11 protein-coding genes are annotated in these 12,999 nt (G+C 73.3%); 9 read left to right on the top strand and 2 right to left on the bottom strand.

Features of this window, described 5'->3' with window-relative positions:
* Positions 1–171 precede the first annotated feature (171 nt).
* The 5 genes from afsR to ACZ7MX_RS15275 all read left to right on the top strand — a co-directional run bounded on the left by afsR (position 172) and on the right by ACZ7MX_RS15275 (position 6,502).
* Entirely contained in the window at positions 172–3,108 is a 2,937-nt protein-coding gene (afsR, locus tag ACZ7MX_RS15295) for an SARP-family global regulator AfsR (protein WP_472132536.1), read from the top strand.
* Positions 3,109–3,346: 238 nt separating this feature from the next.
* On the top strand, positions 3,347–3,550 hold the full coding sequence (locus tag ACZ7MX_RS15290) for a hypothetical protein (protein WP_472132186.1): 204 nt from the start codon (positions 3,347–3,349) through the stop codon (positions 3,548–3,550).
* 232 nt (positions 3,551–3,782) lie between these two features.
* Entirely contained in the window at positions 3,783–3,980 is a 198-nt protein-coding gene (locus tag ACZ7MX_RS15285; protein ID WP_472132184.1) for a hypothetical protein, read from the top strand.
* Positions 3,981–4,157: 177 nt separating this feature from the next.
* Positions 4,158–5,711: a class I adenylate-forming enzyme family protein gene (locus tag ACZ7MX_RS15280; RefSeq protein WP_472132183.1), complete on the top strand. Its 1,554-nt coding sequence runs from the start codon at positions 4,158–4,160 to the stop codon at positions 5,709–5,711.
* Between the two features lie 197 nt (positions 5,712–5,908).
* The gene (locus tag ACZ7MX_RS15275; RefSeq protein ID WP_472132181.1) at positions 5,909–6,502 is read left to right on the top strand and encodes a TIGR03086 family metal-binding protein; all 594 of its coding nucleotides are present in this window, start codon (positions 5,909–5,911) and stop codon (positions 6,500–6,502) included.
* Between the two features lie 707 nt (positions 6,503–7,209).
* Here the strand turns inward: ACZ7MX_RS15275 and ACZ7MX_RS15270 are convergent.
* Positions 7,210–8,784, bottom strand: coding sequence for a FadD3 family acyl-CoA ligase (locus ACZ7MX_RS15270; protein WP_472132179.1), 1,575 nt, complete (start codon positions 8,782–8,784; stop codon positions 7,210–7,212).
* 129 nt (positions 8,785–8,913) lie between these two features.
* Between ACZ7MX_RS15270 and ACZ7MX_RS15265 the strand changes: the two genes are divergently transcribed.
* The 3 genes from ACZ7MX_RS15265 to ACZ7MX_RS15255 are packed head-to-tail and all read left to right on the top strand — an operon-like array spanning position 8,914 to position 11,265.
* Positions 8,914–10,065: a lipid-transfer protein gene (locus tag ACZ7MX_RS15265; protein WP_472132177.1), complete on the top strand. Its 1,152-nt coding sequence runs from the start codon at positions 8,914–8,916 to the stop codon at positions 10,063–10,065.
* A gap of 1 nt (position 10,066) precedes the next feature.
* The gene (locus ACZ7MX_RS15260) at positions 10,067–10,498 is read left to right on the top strand and encodes a Zn-ribbon domain-containing OB-fold protein (RefSeq protein WP_472132175.1); all 432 of its coding nucleotides are present in this window, start codon (positions 10,067–10,069) and stop codon (positions 10,496–10,498) included.
* A complete protein-coding gene (locus ACZ7MX_RS15255; RefSeq protein ID WP_472132173.1) occupies positions 10,495–11,265 on the top strand; it encodes an enoyl-CoA hydratase/isomerase family protein in 771 nt (256 codons plus the stop codon). The genes ACZ7MX_RS15260 and ACZ7MX_RS15255 overlap by 4 nt, the downstream gene beginning before the upstream one ends.
* Positions 11,266–11,299: 34 nt before the next feature.
* Here the strand turns inward: ACZ7MX_RS15255 and ACZ7MX_RS15250 are convergent, their stop codons facing one another.
* Entirely contained in the window at positions 11,300–11,854 is a 555-nt protein-coding gene (locus ACZ7MX_RS15250) for a hypothetical protein (RefSeq protein WP_472132171.1), read from the bottom strand.
* Positions 11,855–12,049: 195 nt separating this feature from the next.
* On the opposite strand from ACZ7MX_RS15250, the gene ACZ7MX_RS15245 reads away from it, so the two are divergent.
* Positions 12,050–12,976 carry a hypothetical protein gene (locus ACZ7MX_RS15245; RefSeq protein WP_472132170.1) on the top strand — a complete coding sequence of 309 codons (927 nt, stop codon included), beginning with the start codon at positions 12,050–12,052 and terminating at the stop codon, positions 12,974–12,976.
* Positions 12,977–12,999: the final 23 nt, after the last annotated feature.

Raw genomic sequence — 12,999 nt, 5'->3', positions numbered from 1 at the left:
CGCCCCCGGCGCCCCCGGCCCCGTCAGCCGGGGAGGCTTTGTGCACGGTCCGGACCCCTACTGACGTAAGGGGCCGCGACAAGGCAGACTGGCCGTTGCGCACAGCGAGAAGGTGCATACAGCGAGAGGGCGCATACAGCGCGGATGGACGCCACAGGGCAGGGGGACACCATGGACGACGGTCCGGGGCGGGAGCGGCTCCGCTTCACCGTGCTCGGTCCCGTACGGGCCTGGCGCGGCGCAACGCCGCTGGCGGCGGGCTCCCCGCAGCAGCGAGCGCTGCTGGCCGCACTACTGCTGCGCGGCGGGCGGACCGCCACCGCGCCCGAGCTGGTCGACGCCCTGTGGGGCGACGAACCGCCGCACGCCGCGCTCGCCGCGCTGCGGACGTACGCCTCCCGGCTCCGCAAGGCACTGGGTGCGGACGCCGAGGCGCTGGTCAGCGAGTCCGGCGGCTATGCGATCCGGCCGGTGGACGGCCACCCGCTGGACCTCGACCACGACCACGCGGAGCAGTACGCCGCCGAGGCGGAGAAGTCCAGGGCGGCCGGCGACCGGGCCCGCGCCCGCGAACTCCTCGACAAAGCCCTGGCGTTGTGGGACGGCGAGCCGCTGGCCGGCCTGGCCGGCCCGTACGCCGAGACCCAGCGCACCCGCCTCCACGAATGGCGGCTGTCCCTCATCGAGGCCCGCCTCGAACTGGACCTGGAACTCGGCCACCACGCCGACGCGGTCTCCGAACTCACCGCCCTCACCGCCGCCCACCCCCTGCGCGAGCGCCTGCGCGAACTGCTGATGCTGGCCCTGTACCGCAGCGGCCGCCAGGCGGAGGCACTCGCGGTGTACACCGACACCCGACGGCTCCTCGACGACGAACTGGGCGTCGAGCCCTGCGCCTCGCTGTCGGAGCTGCAGCAGCGGATCCTGCGGGCGGACACCGACCTCGACGCGCCGCCCGTCGTCATCGACGGCCCGGACGCCGCCGACCCCGTGGTGGTCCGGCCACAGCAGCTTCCGGCCACGGTGGCCGACTTCACCGGCCGCAGCGCCTTCGTCGACGAGCTCGGCAAGCAACTGGCCACCGCCGAGGGCAGCGTCATGGCCGTCTCCGCGCTCACCGGCATCGGCGGCGTCGGCAAGACCACCCTCGCCGTACACGTCTCGCACGCCGCCCGCGAGCACTTCCCCGACGGCCAGCTCTACGTCGACCTCCAGGGCGCCGGCCACACCCCGTCCGAGCCCGAAGCCGTGCTGGGCTCCTTCCTCCGCGCCCTCGGCACACCGGACTCCTCCATTCCGGACGGTTTGGAGGAACGCTCGGCCCTCTACCGCTCCACCCTCGCCGGACGCCGCGTGCTGGCCCTGCTGGACAACGCCCGGGACGCGGCGCAGGTACGGCCGCTGCTGCCCGGCTCGGAAGGGTGCGCGGCGCTGATCACCAGCCGCGCCCGGCTGATCGACCTGGCGGGCGCGTACCTCATCGACGTCGACGTGATGAGCCCCGAGGAGGCGCTGAAGCTCTTCACCCGCATCGTCGGGGAGGAAAGGGTCGGCGCCGAACGGCAGTCGGCGATGGCGGTGGTCGGCGCCTGCGGCTTCCTGCCCCTGGCGATCCGCATCGCCGCCTCCCGGCTCGCCGCCCGCCGTACGTGGACGGTCTCCACCCTCGCCCGCAAGCTCGCCGACGAACGCCGCCGGCTGGACGAGCTCCGCGCCGGTGACCTCGCGGTCACCGCCACCTTCGAGCTGGGCTACGGGCAGCTGGAGCCGCACCAGGCCCGGGCGTTCCGGCTGCTGGGCCTCGCCGACGGCCCGGACATCTCACTCGCCGCCGCGGCCGCCCTGCTCGACATGGACGTCGAGTCCGCGGAAGACCTGATCGAATCCCTCGTCGACGCCAGCCTCCTGGAGTCCGCGGCGCCGGGCCGCTACCGCTTCCACGACCTGGTCCGGCTGTACGCCCGGGTGTGCGCGGAACGGGACGAACACCCGCCCACGGAACGGGACGCGGCACTCTCCCGGCTGCTGGACTTCTACCTGGCGACGGCCAAGGAGGTCTACACCCTGGAGCGCCCGGGCGACCGGCTGGCCGACCACATGGCGCGCCCGCAGTACGCCGGGCTCACCTTCACCGACCGCATAGGAGCCCTGGAGTGGCTCTTCGCCGAGGCCCGGTGCCTGCTGGCGTGCGCCCAGCAGTCGGCCGGGCCGAAGACCCTGCGGCGGGCGGTGGACCTGTTGCTGCTGGCCCAGGACCTCGCCGAATCCGGTGCGGACTCCCGGCAGTACGAGCACGTGAACATGGCCCTGCTGGAGGCCGCCCGGGCGATGGACGACCAGCGCGCCCAGGCCCGCATCCACGTCGCGCTCACCAACGTGCACACCCTCGCCGGCCGGTTCGACAAGGCGGACGAACACGCCCAGTCGGCCATGCTGCTGGGCCTGGCCACCGAGGACGCCTTCGCCTCCTCGTACGCACCCAACGACCGCGGCATCATCGCGAACTCGCAGAGCCGCCACGCCGACGCCGAGGCGTACCTCACGCAGGCGCTCAGTGCGTTCCGTGAGGACCGCAACAAGCCGTCGGAGGCCAGCGCCCTGTGCAACCTCTCGCGGGTCCACCTGGCCACCGACCGGGTGGACACCGCGATCCGGCTGGCGCAGGAAGGCATCGCGATCTACCGGGAGCTGGGCGCCACCCGGCGGCTGGCCAACGGCATGTACGCGCTCGGGCTGGCCTTCACCCGCGCCCAGCGGCTGGAGGACGCCACCGAGCAGCTCAACAAGGCCCTGGCGATCTTCCAGGCGAGCCGGCAGCGTTTCTGGGAGGGCATGACGTACTTCCGCCTGGCCGAGACCGACCTGACCGCCGGTCACCCCGCACAGGCCGCCAACCACGCCGAACAGGCGCTGACCGCCCTTCGGGCCATCGGCGGCGAGTGGTGGCACGCCAACGTCCTGACCCTGCTCGGGCGCGCCCTGGACGGGGTGGGGCAGTCCGGCCGGGCCCGGGTGTGCTGGCAGGAGGCGCTGAGCGTCTACGAACGGCTGGATTCCCCGGAAACCGCCGCGGTGCGCCGTCTGCTGCGTCCGGTGGCAGCCGCCTGACCTGCGCCAACCGCGGCCGGCCGCACGCGGCGACGGCGCTGGACGCGGACGTTTATCGATCGTTCATCGCGTCAGGCCAGTCTTTTACTCACCGACCCGCCGCCTCGGGGGGCAAGCGGTTCGGTCAGTTGGCCCCACCGTTATGGTGTTCGGCCCCGACGCACCTGTCCGGCGACCCACGGGGGAGTCGCCGGCCGGGTGGCCGGAAACAAGCGCCCAAACACTGGAGTTGATCAGCTTGGCCACCGAGAACACCCAGCCCGACGAGCGGGACATCATCAAGCCGCTCGACCACCACCAGCCCATCGCCGGTCCCAAGGGCCGTCGCATCGTGGGCAAGAACGACCAGCCGGTGACGCCCGGCGACGACATCATCAAGCCGCTGGACCACCACCAGCCCATCGGCACGCCGCGCGGTGACATCTTGGGCGATCCCAAGTAGCGCACAGCGGAGGGGTTTCGGGGGATCGCAGGGGCCGTTCCGATGGCACGGAGGGGAGCCATCGGCAACGGTCCCTGCGGCCTTTCCGCGCACGCGCATATCTGCACAGACTTCGGCAATCCGGCCGACCTGCACCGGTTTCCGGCCATGCGCTCGAACGAGTGCGCTGAAGTCCGCGGAACCCTCCTTACGCTCGATGCACTGCCACCCCATCGCTAACGGAGGAACCAGCATGACCCGCGCTTACAAGGCCGCCCTTCTCACCGCTCTCGCGGTCGCCGCCGCGGGTGCGGCCGCCGCCCCGGCGATGGCGGACAGCACCCGCCCGGTAACCGGCCAGGTCTCGACGTTCGACCACCACGCCCCGATCACCGGGAGCCAGGTCACGTCCGGCACCGCCGTCGCCCAGGGCGACAATCACACGCCCTGACCGGCGCAGGCCGAGCGACGGCACGGCCGGAGCATCTCGGCAGCGGGACCATGCCACGGCGCATGGTCCCGCTGCCGTCGCATGTGCACGCCATCCGGCGCGCGCAAGGCATCTGACGCTCCATCAGCTCCGCTGCTACAGTGCGCCCACCCGACCCCGGCAGCCAGGAGGCGCGTCGTGTTCGAAGTTGGTCGTGTGCGGTCGCTGTGGGAGCTGGTGGAGTACCGGGCCGAGGCGTCGCGGGGGGCGCCGATGTTCTTCGACGCGGAGGGGCGGAGCGTCAGCTTCGACGGGGCGCGGGACGAGGCGTTGCGGGTGGCCGCCGGGTTGCGGGGGCTGGGGATCGGGGCCGGGACGCGGGTGGCGTGGCAGTTGCCGACGCGGATCGGGACGGTGATCGTCTCGCTGGCGCTGGCCCGGCTCGGGGCCGTGCAGACGCCGGTCATTCCGTTGCACCGGGAGCGCGAGGTCGGCTTCATCCTGGCGGAGTCGGCGGCGGAGTACGTGCTCGTACCGGGCGAGTGGCGCGGGTTCGACTACGCCGCGATGGCACGTAAGGCGGCCCCGGACGGCGTGCGGGTGGTAGCGGTAGAAGCCGGGCTACCCACAGGGGACCCCTCGGAGCTCCCGGACGTCGCCGCACCCGAGCGCGACGGGACGCGGTGGATCTACTACACGTCCGGGACCACCTCGTCGCCCAAGGGCGTGGAGCACTCCGACGCGAGCCTGATCGCCGGCGGCGTCGGGCTGGCGACCGCGCTCGGGATGTCCGCGGAGGACATCGGCTCGATCGCCTTCCCCTACGCGCACATCGCCGGGCCGGACTACGTCATCGCCATGCTGGTCAGCGGCTTTCCCGCGGTCGTGCTGGACACCTTCGAGCCGGACCGGGCGGCCGCGGTCTACCGCCGGTACGGAGTGACCATGGCCGGCGGCAGTACCGCGTTCTACCAGGCGTTCCTCGACGCGTCACGGCGGTACCGGCGGGCCCGGCCGGACGCCGGGCGGCTGATCCCGACGCTCCGGGTGCTGTCGGGCGGCGGCGCCCCGATGTCGCCGGAGCTGTACGCGGCGGCCGGGCGGGAGCTGGGCTGTGCGGTGGTGCACGGCTACGGGATGACCGAGTGCCCGATGATCGCGATGGGCACGCCGTACGACAGCGACGACCAGCTGGCGCGGACGGTGGGCCGGCCGGTGACGGGCGCCCGGATCCGCATCGTCCGGCCCGACGGGAGCGCGGCGGCGCCGGGGGAGACCGGGGAGGTGACCCTCAAGGGCCCGATGCTCTTCCGGCGGTACACCGACCCGGCACTGACCGCGGAGGCGTTCGACGCCGACGGGTACTTCCGCACCGGTGACCTGGGCCGACTGCGCCCCGACGGGCACCTCGTGCTCACCGGGCGGCTCAAGGACATCATCATCCGCAAGGGCGAGAACATCTCGGCGCAGGAGGTCGAGGAACTGGTGCAGACCCATCCGGCGGTCGCCGAGGCGGCCGTCATCGGACTGCCGGACCGGGAGCGCGGTGAACGGGTCTGCGCGGTGATCACACCCGCCGACCCGGCCGCCCCGCCCCTCACCCTCGACGCGCTCACCGCGCATCTGCGGGCGGCCGGCGTGATGACGCAGAAGCTGCCGGAACAGCTGGAAATCACCGCCGAGCTGCCACGCGGCGGCCCACTCGGCAAGGTGCTGAAGACGACGCTGCGGGAGCGGTACGACCGGCGGTGAGCCGCTCGGCCCACCGCCGGGGGTCCGGGTCCGGGCCGGACCCGGGGCGGTGCGGGGCGACCTCGCCGGAGGCCCGGTGTGGCGCGGAGTTCTTCCGGGGTGGGGTCTGCACTGTGGAGGTGGCCGGCGGTACGGCGGATACGACAGCCGCCGGCAGACAGCCGACAAGGGCCCCGCAGGACGGAAGGAACCGCACGATGACCGAGATGATCGACTTCGCGGCGCAGGCCCGGGAGGTCTCGCGGCTGGCCGCCGGGACGGCCGAGCAGCAGCTCGATGCGCCCACGCCGTGCGAGAAGTACGCGGTACGCCATCTGCTGGGCCATCTCGTCGGCCTGGCCGCCGCCTTCCAGGACGTGGCCCGCAAGAAACTCGGACCGGCCACCCGGCTGTCCCCCGACGCGATGCGGCCGGACGTGGACCCCGGCTGGCGGGCGGAGCTGGACCGGAACCTGGCGGGGATGACGGCGGCCTGGCGGGCCCCGGACGCCTGGCAGGGCGAGACACAAGCGGGCGGCGTCACGCTCCCGGGCGCGGTCGCGGGCCAGGTCGCACTCAACGAGCTGGTGCTCCACGGCTGGGACCTGGCCCGCGCCACCGGCCAGGAGTACGTGCCCGACCCCGACGCCCTCCAGGTCTCGTACGCGCTCCTGACCTCCTGGGCGGAGAGCGACGCGACGACCGGGCCACTGTTCGGACCGGTGGTCCCCGTCCCGGAGGACGCGCCCCTCCTCGACAAGGTCGTGGGCCTCGCGGGCCGCCGCGCACACTGGCAGCCGCCAGTGCGTTAGCCCCACGTACCCGTCTGTCCCGCCGTCGGGGTTGCTCGCCGTTGCGCTTTGCGGCGCCCCGCACGTGGCTGTCTGCGGCGCCGCGGGTGGTCTCGCCGTTGCGCCTGCGGCGGGCTGGGTTTGTGGTGGGTGCGGTGACGGGCCTGCGGGGCCGGTTGTGTGGACTGCTGACGCTTTACGTCCACACAACCGGCCCCTCCGGCCCGTCACCTCCCGTTGAGGGAGAAGGAATGCGGTGCGTGGGGGCGGGCGTTGAGGCATGCAAGGGAGCCTGGGAACCCCTACGGGACGGTCGAACAGAACCCCTAAGGGTCGCAAGGGCCCCCTGCGGGGCCACAACCAACCGGGCCGGGCAAGGCATTCCCAAAACCTCACAACACCAGATGCTCACTCAACAACGCGCGCCCCCACACACCCGCACACTCCCCCAACGGGAGGGGACGGGCCGGAGGGGCCTTGTTCGTGGACGTAAAGCGCCAGCAGTCCACGAACAAGGCCCCGCAGGCCCGTCACCGCACCCGACAACCACCCAGCCCGCCGCAGGCGCAACGGCGAGACCACCCGCGGCGCCGCAGACAGCCACGTGCGGCGCGCCGCAAAGCGCAACGGCGAGCAACCCCCACGGCGGGACAGCCAGGTACGTGGGCGGCACCGCAAAGCGCAACGGCGAGCAAGCCCCGCGGCGGGACGGCCAGGTACGTGGGGAGTCAAAGCAACCGCTTGCACAGCTTGCCGCTGGCGTTGCGGGGCAGTTCCGTCACGAACGCCACCTCCCGCGGAACCTTGTAGTTGGCCATTTCGCGGCGGGACCAGGCGATCAGGTCGTCCGCGGTGAGGGCCGCGCCGGGGCGGCGGACCGCGTAGGCCTTGCCGACCTCGCCGAGGCGTGGGTCGGGGATGCCGATGACGGCGACGTCGAGGATGTCCGGGTGGCGGCCGAGGAGTTGCTCTATTTCGGCCGGGTAGGCGTTGAAGCCACCGACGATGAACATGTCCTTGATGCGGTCGGTGATCCGGAGATTGCCCGCCGGGTCGAGGACGCCGACGTCGCCGGTGTGCAGCCAGCCGTCGGCGTCCACGGCCTTGGCGGTCTCCTCCGGGTCCTCGAAGTAGCCGCGCATGACCTGGTGGCCGCGTACCAGCACCTCGCCGGGCTCGCCCGGCCCGGCGAGGACCCGTACCTCCGTGTCGGGGATCGCGCGGCCCGAGGTGGCGGCGATGACCGCCGGGTCGTCGTCGCGGCGGCACATCGTGACCAGGCCGCTCGCCTCGGAGAGCCCGTACGCCGTCAGGACCGTGCGGACGCCCAGTTCGCCGCGCAGCCGCTCGACGAGTTGCAGCGGCACCACGGCCGCGCCGGTCACCACCAGGCGCAGTGCGCTCAGGTCGTGCGTGCCGCGGGCCGGGTGGTCCAGGAGGGACTGGTGCAAGGTGGGCGGGCCGGGCAGCACCGAGATGCGTTCGGCGGCGAGGTTGGCCAGCGTGGTGTCCACGCTGGACACCGGCTGCGGCACCATCACCGCGCCCCGGAGCAGGCAGGCGATGATGCCCGCCTTGTAGCCGAAGGTGTGGAAGAACGGATTGACGATCAGGTAGCGGTCGCCCGCGCGCAGGCCCGCCAGTTCGCTCCAGATGCCGTAGCAGCGCAGGGTCTGCTCATGGGTGATGACGGCGCCCTTGGGGCGGCCGGTGGTGCCCGAGGTGAAGATGATGTCGGAGGGAACGGCGGGCTGCACCTCGTCGGCGCGGCGCCGGACCTCTTCGTTCGTGATGCGGTCGCCGGCGGTGAGGAACTGCTTCCAGGTCCGGTAGCCCTCGGGGGCGCTGTCCGAGAGCACCACCACCTGTTCCAGGTGCGGGAGTCCGCCGGTGGTCTCCGCGGTCGCGCGGCGCAGGGCGGCCACGTAGGAGGTGCCGAGGAAGGTGCCGGTGACGAAGAGCAGCCGGGCGCGGGTGCGGTGCAGGAGGTCGGCGGCCTCGGCGCCCTTGAAGCGGGTGTTGACGGGGACGAGGACGGCGCCGGCGGTGACCGCGCCGAGGGCCGAGACGATCCAGTCGAGGGTGTTGGGGGCCCAGACGGCGACCCGGTCGCCGGGCGTGATTCCGGAGGCGAGGCAGGCGGCGGCCGCCCGCTCGACGCGTGCGCCGAGTTCGGCGTAGGTCACCCGGGTGCGGCCCTCGACCACCGCCTCCCGGGGGCCGTACCGCCGGGCGGCGGCGCGCACCAGGCGGGGGATGGTGCCGTGCTCCAGGTCCGCCCGCACCGCCGCGTCGTCGCCCATCGCACTGCCTCCCGCGGAAGAAGTTCCGGCGCCGACCGGAGACCGGTCGCCGCCCGGTAGCTGACTGTCCGTCAGATTAGCGGTAGCCTCCTCGGCTGTCAGTACGGACGACGAACCCCGGAGGTGGCGATGGGGGCGACCCTCAAGGACGCGACGGCGATAGCCGGCATCGGACAGACCCCGTTCGCCAAACGGCTCCAGGATCCGGAGCGGACGCTGGCCTGCCGGGCGATCGTCGCCGCACTCGACGACGCCGGGATCGCCGCCTCGGAGGTGGACGCCTTCGCCTCGTACACCATGGAGGAGACCGACGAGGTCGAGATCGCCAAGGCGATCGGCGCCGGGGACGTCACCTTCTTCTCCAAGGTCGGCTACGGGGGCGGGGGTTCCTGCGCGACGGTCGCCCATCTGGCCGCCTCCATCGCCACCGGCCAGGCGCACGTCGGCGTCGCCTGGCGCTCCCGCAAGCGCGGCTCGGGGCCGCGGCCCTGGAAGAACACCCAGGTGCAGTTGCCGACCCCCGGGCAGTGGACCCGGCCCTTCGGACTGCTGCGCCCGGCCGACGAGATCGGCATGCTGGCCCGCCGCTACATGCACGAATACGGTGCCACCCGCGACCACCTCTTCAACGTCGCGCTCGCCTGCCGCAACCGGGCCAACCAGAACCCGGCCGCGATGATGTACGACCGCCCGCTGACCAGGGACATGTATATGACCTCCCGGTGGATCAGCGAACCGCTCTGCCTCTTCGACAACTGCCTGGAGACCGACGGGGCGTTGGCGTGCGTCCTCGTCTCCGCCGAGCGGGCCCGCGACTGCCGCCACCGACCCGTGTACGTCCACTCCGCCGCCCAGGGCCTGCCCGCCCAGCACCACGGGATGGTCAACTACTGGAACGACGACCCGCTGACCGGCCCGGCCTGGACCGCCGCCCGGCAACTGTGGAAACAGGCCGACTTCGGGCCGCAGGACGTGGATGTCGCGCAGATCTACGACGCCTTCACCCCGCTCATCCCGCTCTCCCTGGAGGGCTACGGCTTCTGCGGGCGCGGCGAGGGCGCGGCCTTCACGGAGGGCGGCGCCCTGGAGATCGGCGGCCGGCTGCCGCTCAACACCGGCGGCGGCGGCCTCTCCGAGGCGTACGTGCACGGCTTCAACCTGATCACCGAGGGCGTCAAGCAGCTGCGCGGCACCAGCACCGCACAGGTGCCGGACGCCGCGACCTGCCTGGTCACCGCGGGCGAGGGTGTGCCCACCTCCGCGCTGCTGCTGAGGAGTTGAGATGCTGCTGACACCGGTCGTCGACGACGACGGCGCCCCCTTCTGGGAGTACGCCGCGCGGGGCGAACTCCGCGTCCAGTCCTGTGCCGACTGCGACGAGCTCCGCTTCCCGCCCCGTCCGTGCTGCCCGCACTGCCAGTCCTTCGCCGCCCACTGGCGGAAGATGAGCGGCCGCGGCCGCATCTGGTCCTACGTCGTCCCGCACCCGCCGCTGCTGCCCGCGTACGCGGACCTGCCCGGCTACAACGCGATCGTGGTGGAACTGGCCGACGCCCCCCGCATCCGCCTCGTCGGCAACCTCGTCACCGCCGCGGACGCCCCGCTCAACTCCGTCGCCCCGGACCGGCTGCGGATCGGCGCCCCGGTGAAGGCCGTCTTCCACACGCCGCCCGGAGGCATGACCGTGCCGCGCTGGGTCCTGGAGCGGCCATGACCCTGCGCATCGAGGTGAAGGACGGCGTCGCGCTGGTCACCCTCGACCGGCCGGCGCGACACAATGCGATCGACCTGGCCACCGCCCGTGAACTCGCCGCCGTATGGCGGCAGTTCCGGTGCGACGACTCCGTACGGGCCGCGGTCGTCACCGGCGCCGGCGGCCGCGCCTTCTGCACCGGCATCGACCGCGCGGCCGACGTCCCCCAGCCGTCCTCGCCCTACTCCCTCGACGATCCGCTGCTCACCATCGGCCCGAAGGCCAACGACCTGTGGAAGCCGGTCATCGCCGCGGTCGACGGCATGGCCTGCGGCGGCGCCTTCTACCTGCTGGGCGAGGCCGAGTTCATCGTCGCCTCCGAGAACTCCACCTTCTTCGACCCGCACACCACCTACGGGATGGTCAGCGCCTACGAGTCGCTCACCATGGCGCAGCGGATGCCCTACGGGGAGGCCGCGCGGCTGGCCCTGATGGGCACCGCCGAGCGGCTGGGCGCCCCGCGCGCGTACGCGATCGGCCTGGTCTCCGAGCTGACCGCGCCCGGCGCCGCGGCCGAGGTCGCGCTGCGCCGGGCCGCCACCCTCGCCGCCCAGCCGACCGAGGCGGTCCAGGGCACCGTACGGGCCCTGTGGGCGGCCCACGAGGCGGGCCGGGCACAGGCGCGGGCGCAGGCCCCGGCGCTGATCGCGCTGGGCAATCTGCCGCCGGACCGCCAGGCGGAACTGTTCGCCGCCCGGAAGGAGCGGACGCCCCCGCCGGTCAGATGACCCTGCGGCCCGGCCGCAGCCGGGACGCGCGGGCCTACATCTTGGTCTTGTGCGCCCGGGTGATCTGGCAGGTGTACCAGAACTGCCCGATGGAGGACTGGTTGACCGTGTACTTGGCGGTGTAGGTCTCGGTGGCGCCGGGGCCCACGATGATGGACCGCTCGTGCAGCCCGTACGCCTTGCCGTCGGCCGGCTTGGCCTTCATCCAGTTCACGGCCATGTCGTAGGAGTACGAGGAGGTCGTCGACGGGTTGGTGATGGACACCGTGTAGGTGAACTGGCGCAGCGAGTTGGAGAAGTCGCAGTTGCTGCCGGTGACGTCCGCCCGCCCGTCCGGGTCGTAGGTCTCCTCGGTCGGCGAGGGCGAGTACGACGGCGAGTAGCTGTCCGTCGGGTAGCCCGTGGGGGTCGAGTCGTACCCGGTGGCGCTGGGGCTCGCGAGGGCGGTCGGCATCGCGACCCGCGGGCGGCTGAAGGCGCACCCCCCGACCGTGGCGACCGCGGCCAGTGCCAGCCCGCCGGCCACCGCCACCCTCGCTGCCCTGCGGGCACCGTCGCCGGCCGTGCCCGTGCGTGTGCGCTGCTTCATGATCGCCCATCCCCCGTGGAAACTTCTGGCCCGCCGGACTGCGGGTTGACGCGTGCACGGCACCCTAGCAAGAGCCCGGGACGGCCCGTACGGGCCCCGGCGCGCGTCCGGCCCAACCTGTCTAGCGGGTGCCGGGGGGCAGGCGTAGCGTCGGTCGCGGAGGCCGACCGAACGATCCGAAGCGAGGCGACGCCCGTGGTGCGCAACGTTCTCGGGTCACTGATCGCCCTCGTCGGAGCGACGGCCGCCGTATGGAGCCCCTTCCGTCCCTGGTACGACGGCCGTCACGGCAGCGACATCCGGATCGAGGACCTCTTCAACGGCATCACCCCCAACAGCGCCGCGCTGTTCGGGTCCGTCGTGCTGCCCATGGCCTTCGCGGCGCTGCTGGCGCTGATCGGCGTCGCGCTGCGCTCCCGGGCGCTGGTCGCGGTGGCCGGCGTGGTGGTGCTCGGCTTCACGATCCTGTGGATGGTGCGCCAGGGCCAGGCCGCGAGCGAACTGACCGCCGGCGCCCGCGGGCTGGGCGTGGGCGTGGCCAACGCGCTCGGCGGCGGCGCCCTGCTGCTGCTCGGCGCGCTCGTCATGCGCGGCCGCGACCGGCGGGTCTACGACCGCGGGTACGACCGGCGCCACGACGACCGCGACTACGACGACCGCCGCTACGACGACGGCTACGGCCCCTACCCGCCCGACGACCGCTATGACGCGCCCTCCGCCTATCCCCCGGCCGCCTACCCGCCCGCGGCCTACCCGCCCGGCCCGCCCGAGCCGTGGGACGCCGGCCGCCCCGGCGCCGAGGAGTGGGACCCGGAGCCGTACGCCGCCGGGCCGGCGGGCACCGGGGCGCCGCCGCCTCCGCCGGGCCGCTCCGGCGGTCCGTACCGCGCCGACGACGACACCCCCACCACGCCGCTGCCGCCGGTCCCCCCGCCACCGCCCGCCCGGCAGCAGCAACCACCGGCGCCCCAGCAGCCCCGTACGCCGCAGCAGGAGCCGTACGGACACGAGCCGCCGCCGACCATGCCGGCCCGCCGCCCGCCGCCGACCCCGCCCGTGGAGTGGGGCAGGGAGCAGCGGCAGCAGCCCCGCCGTGAGGACGAGGAGCAGGGCGGGACGTGAGGAGCGGGGGTGGCCGGGCGGGG

This window comes from Streptomyces sp. NPDC107765, from assembly GCF_055657085.1.
Note: the sequence above shows the minus strand (reverse complement) of the source record. Positions and strands in the feature narration are given on the sequence as shown.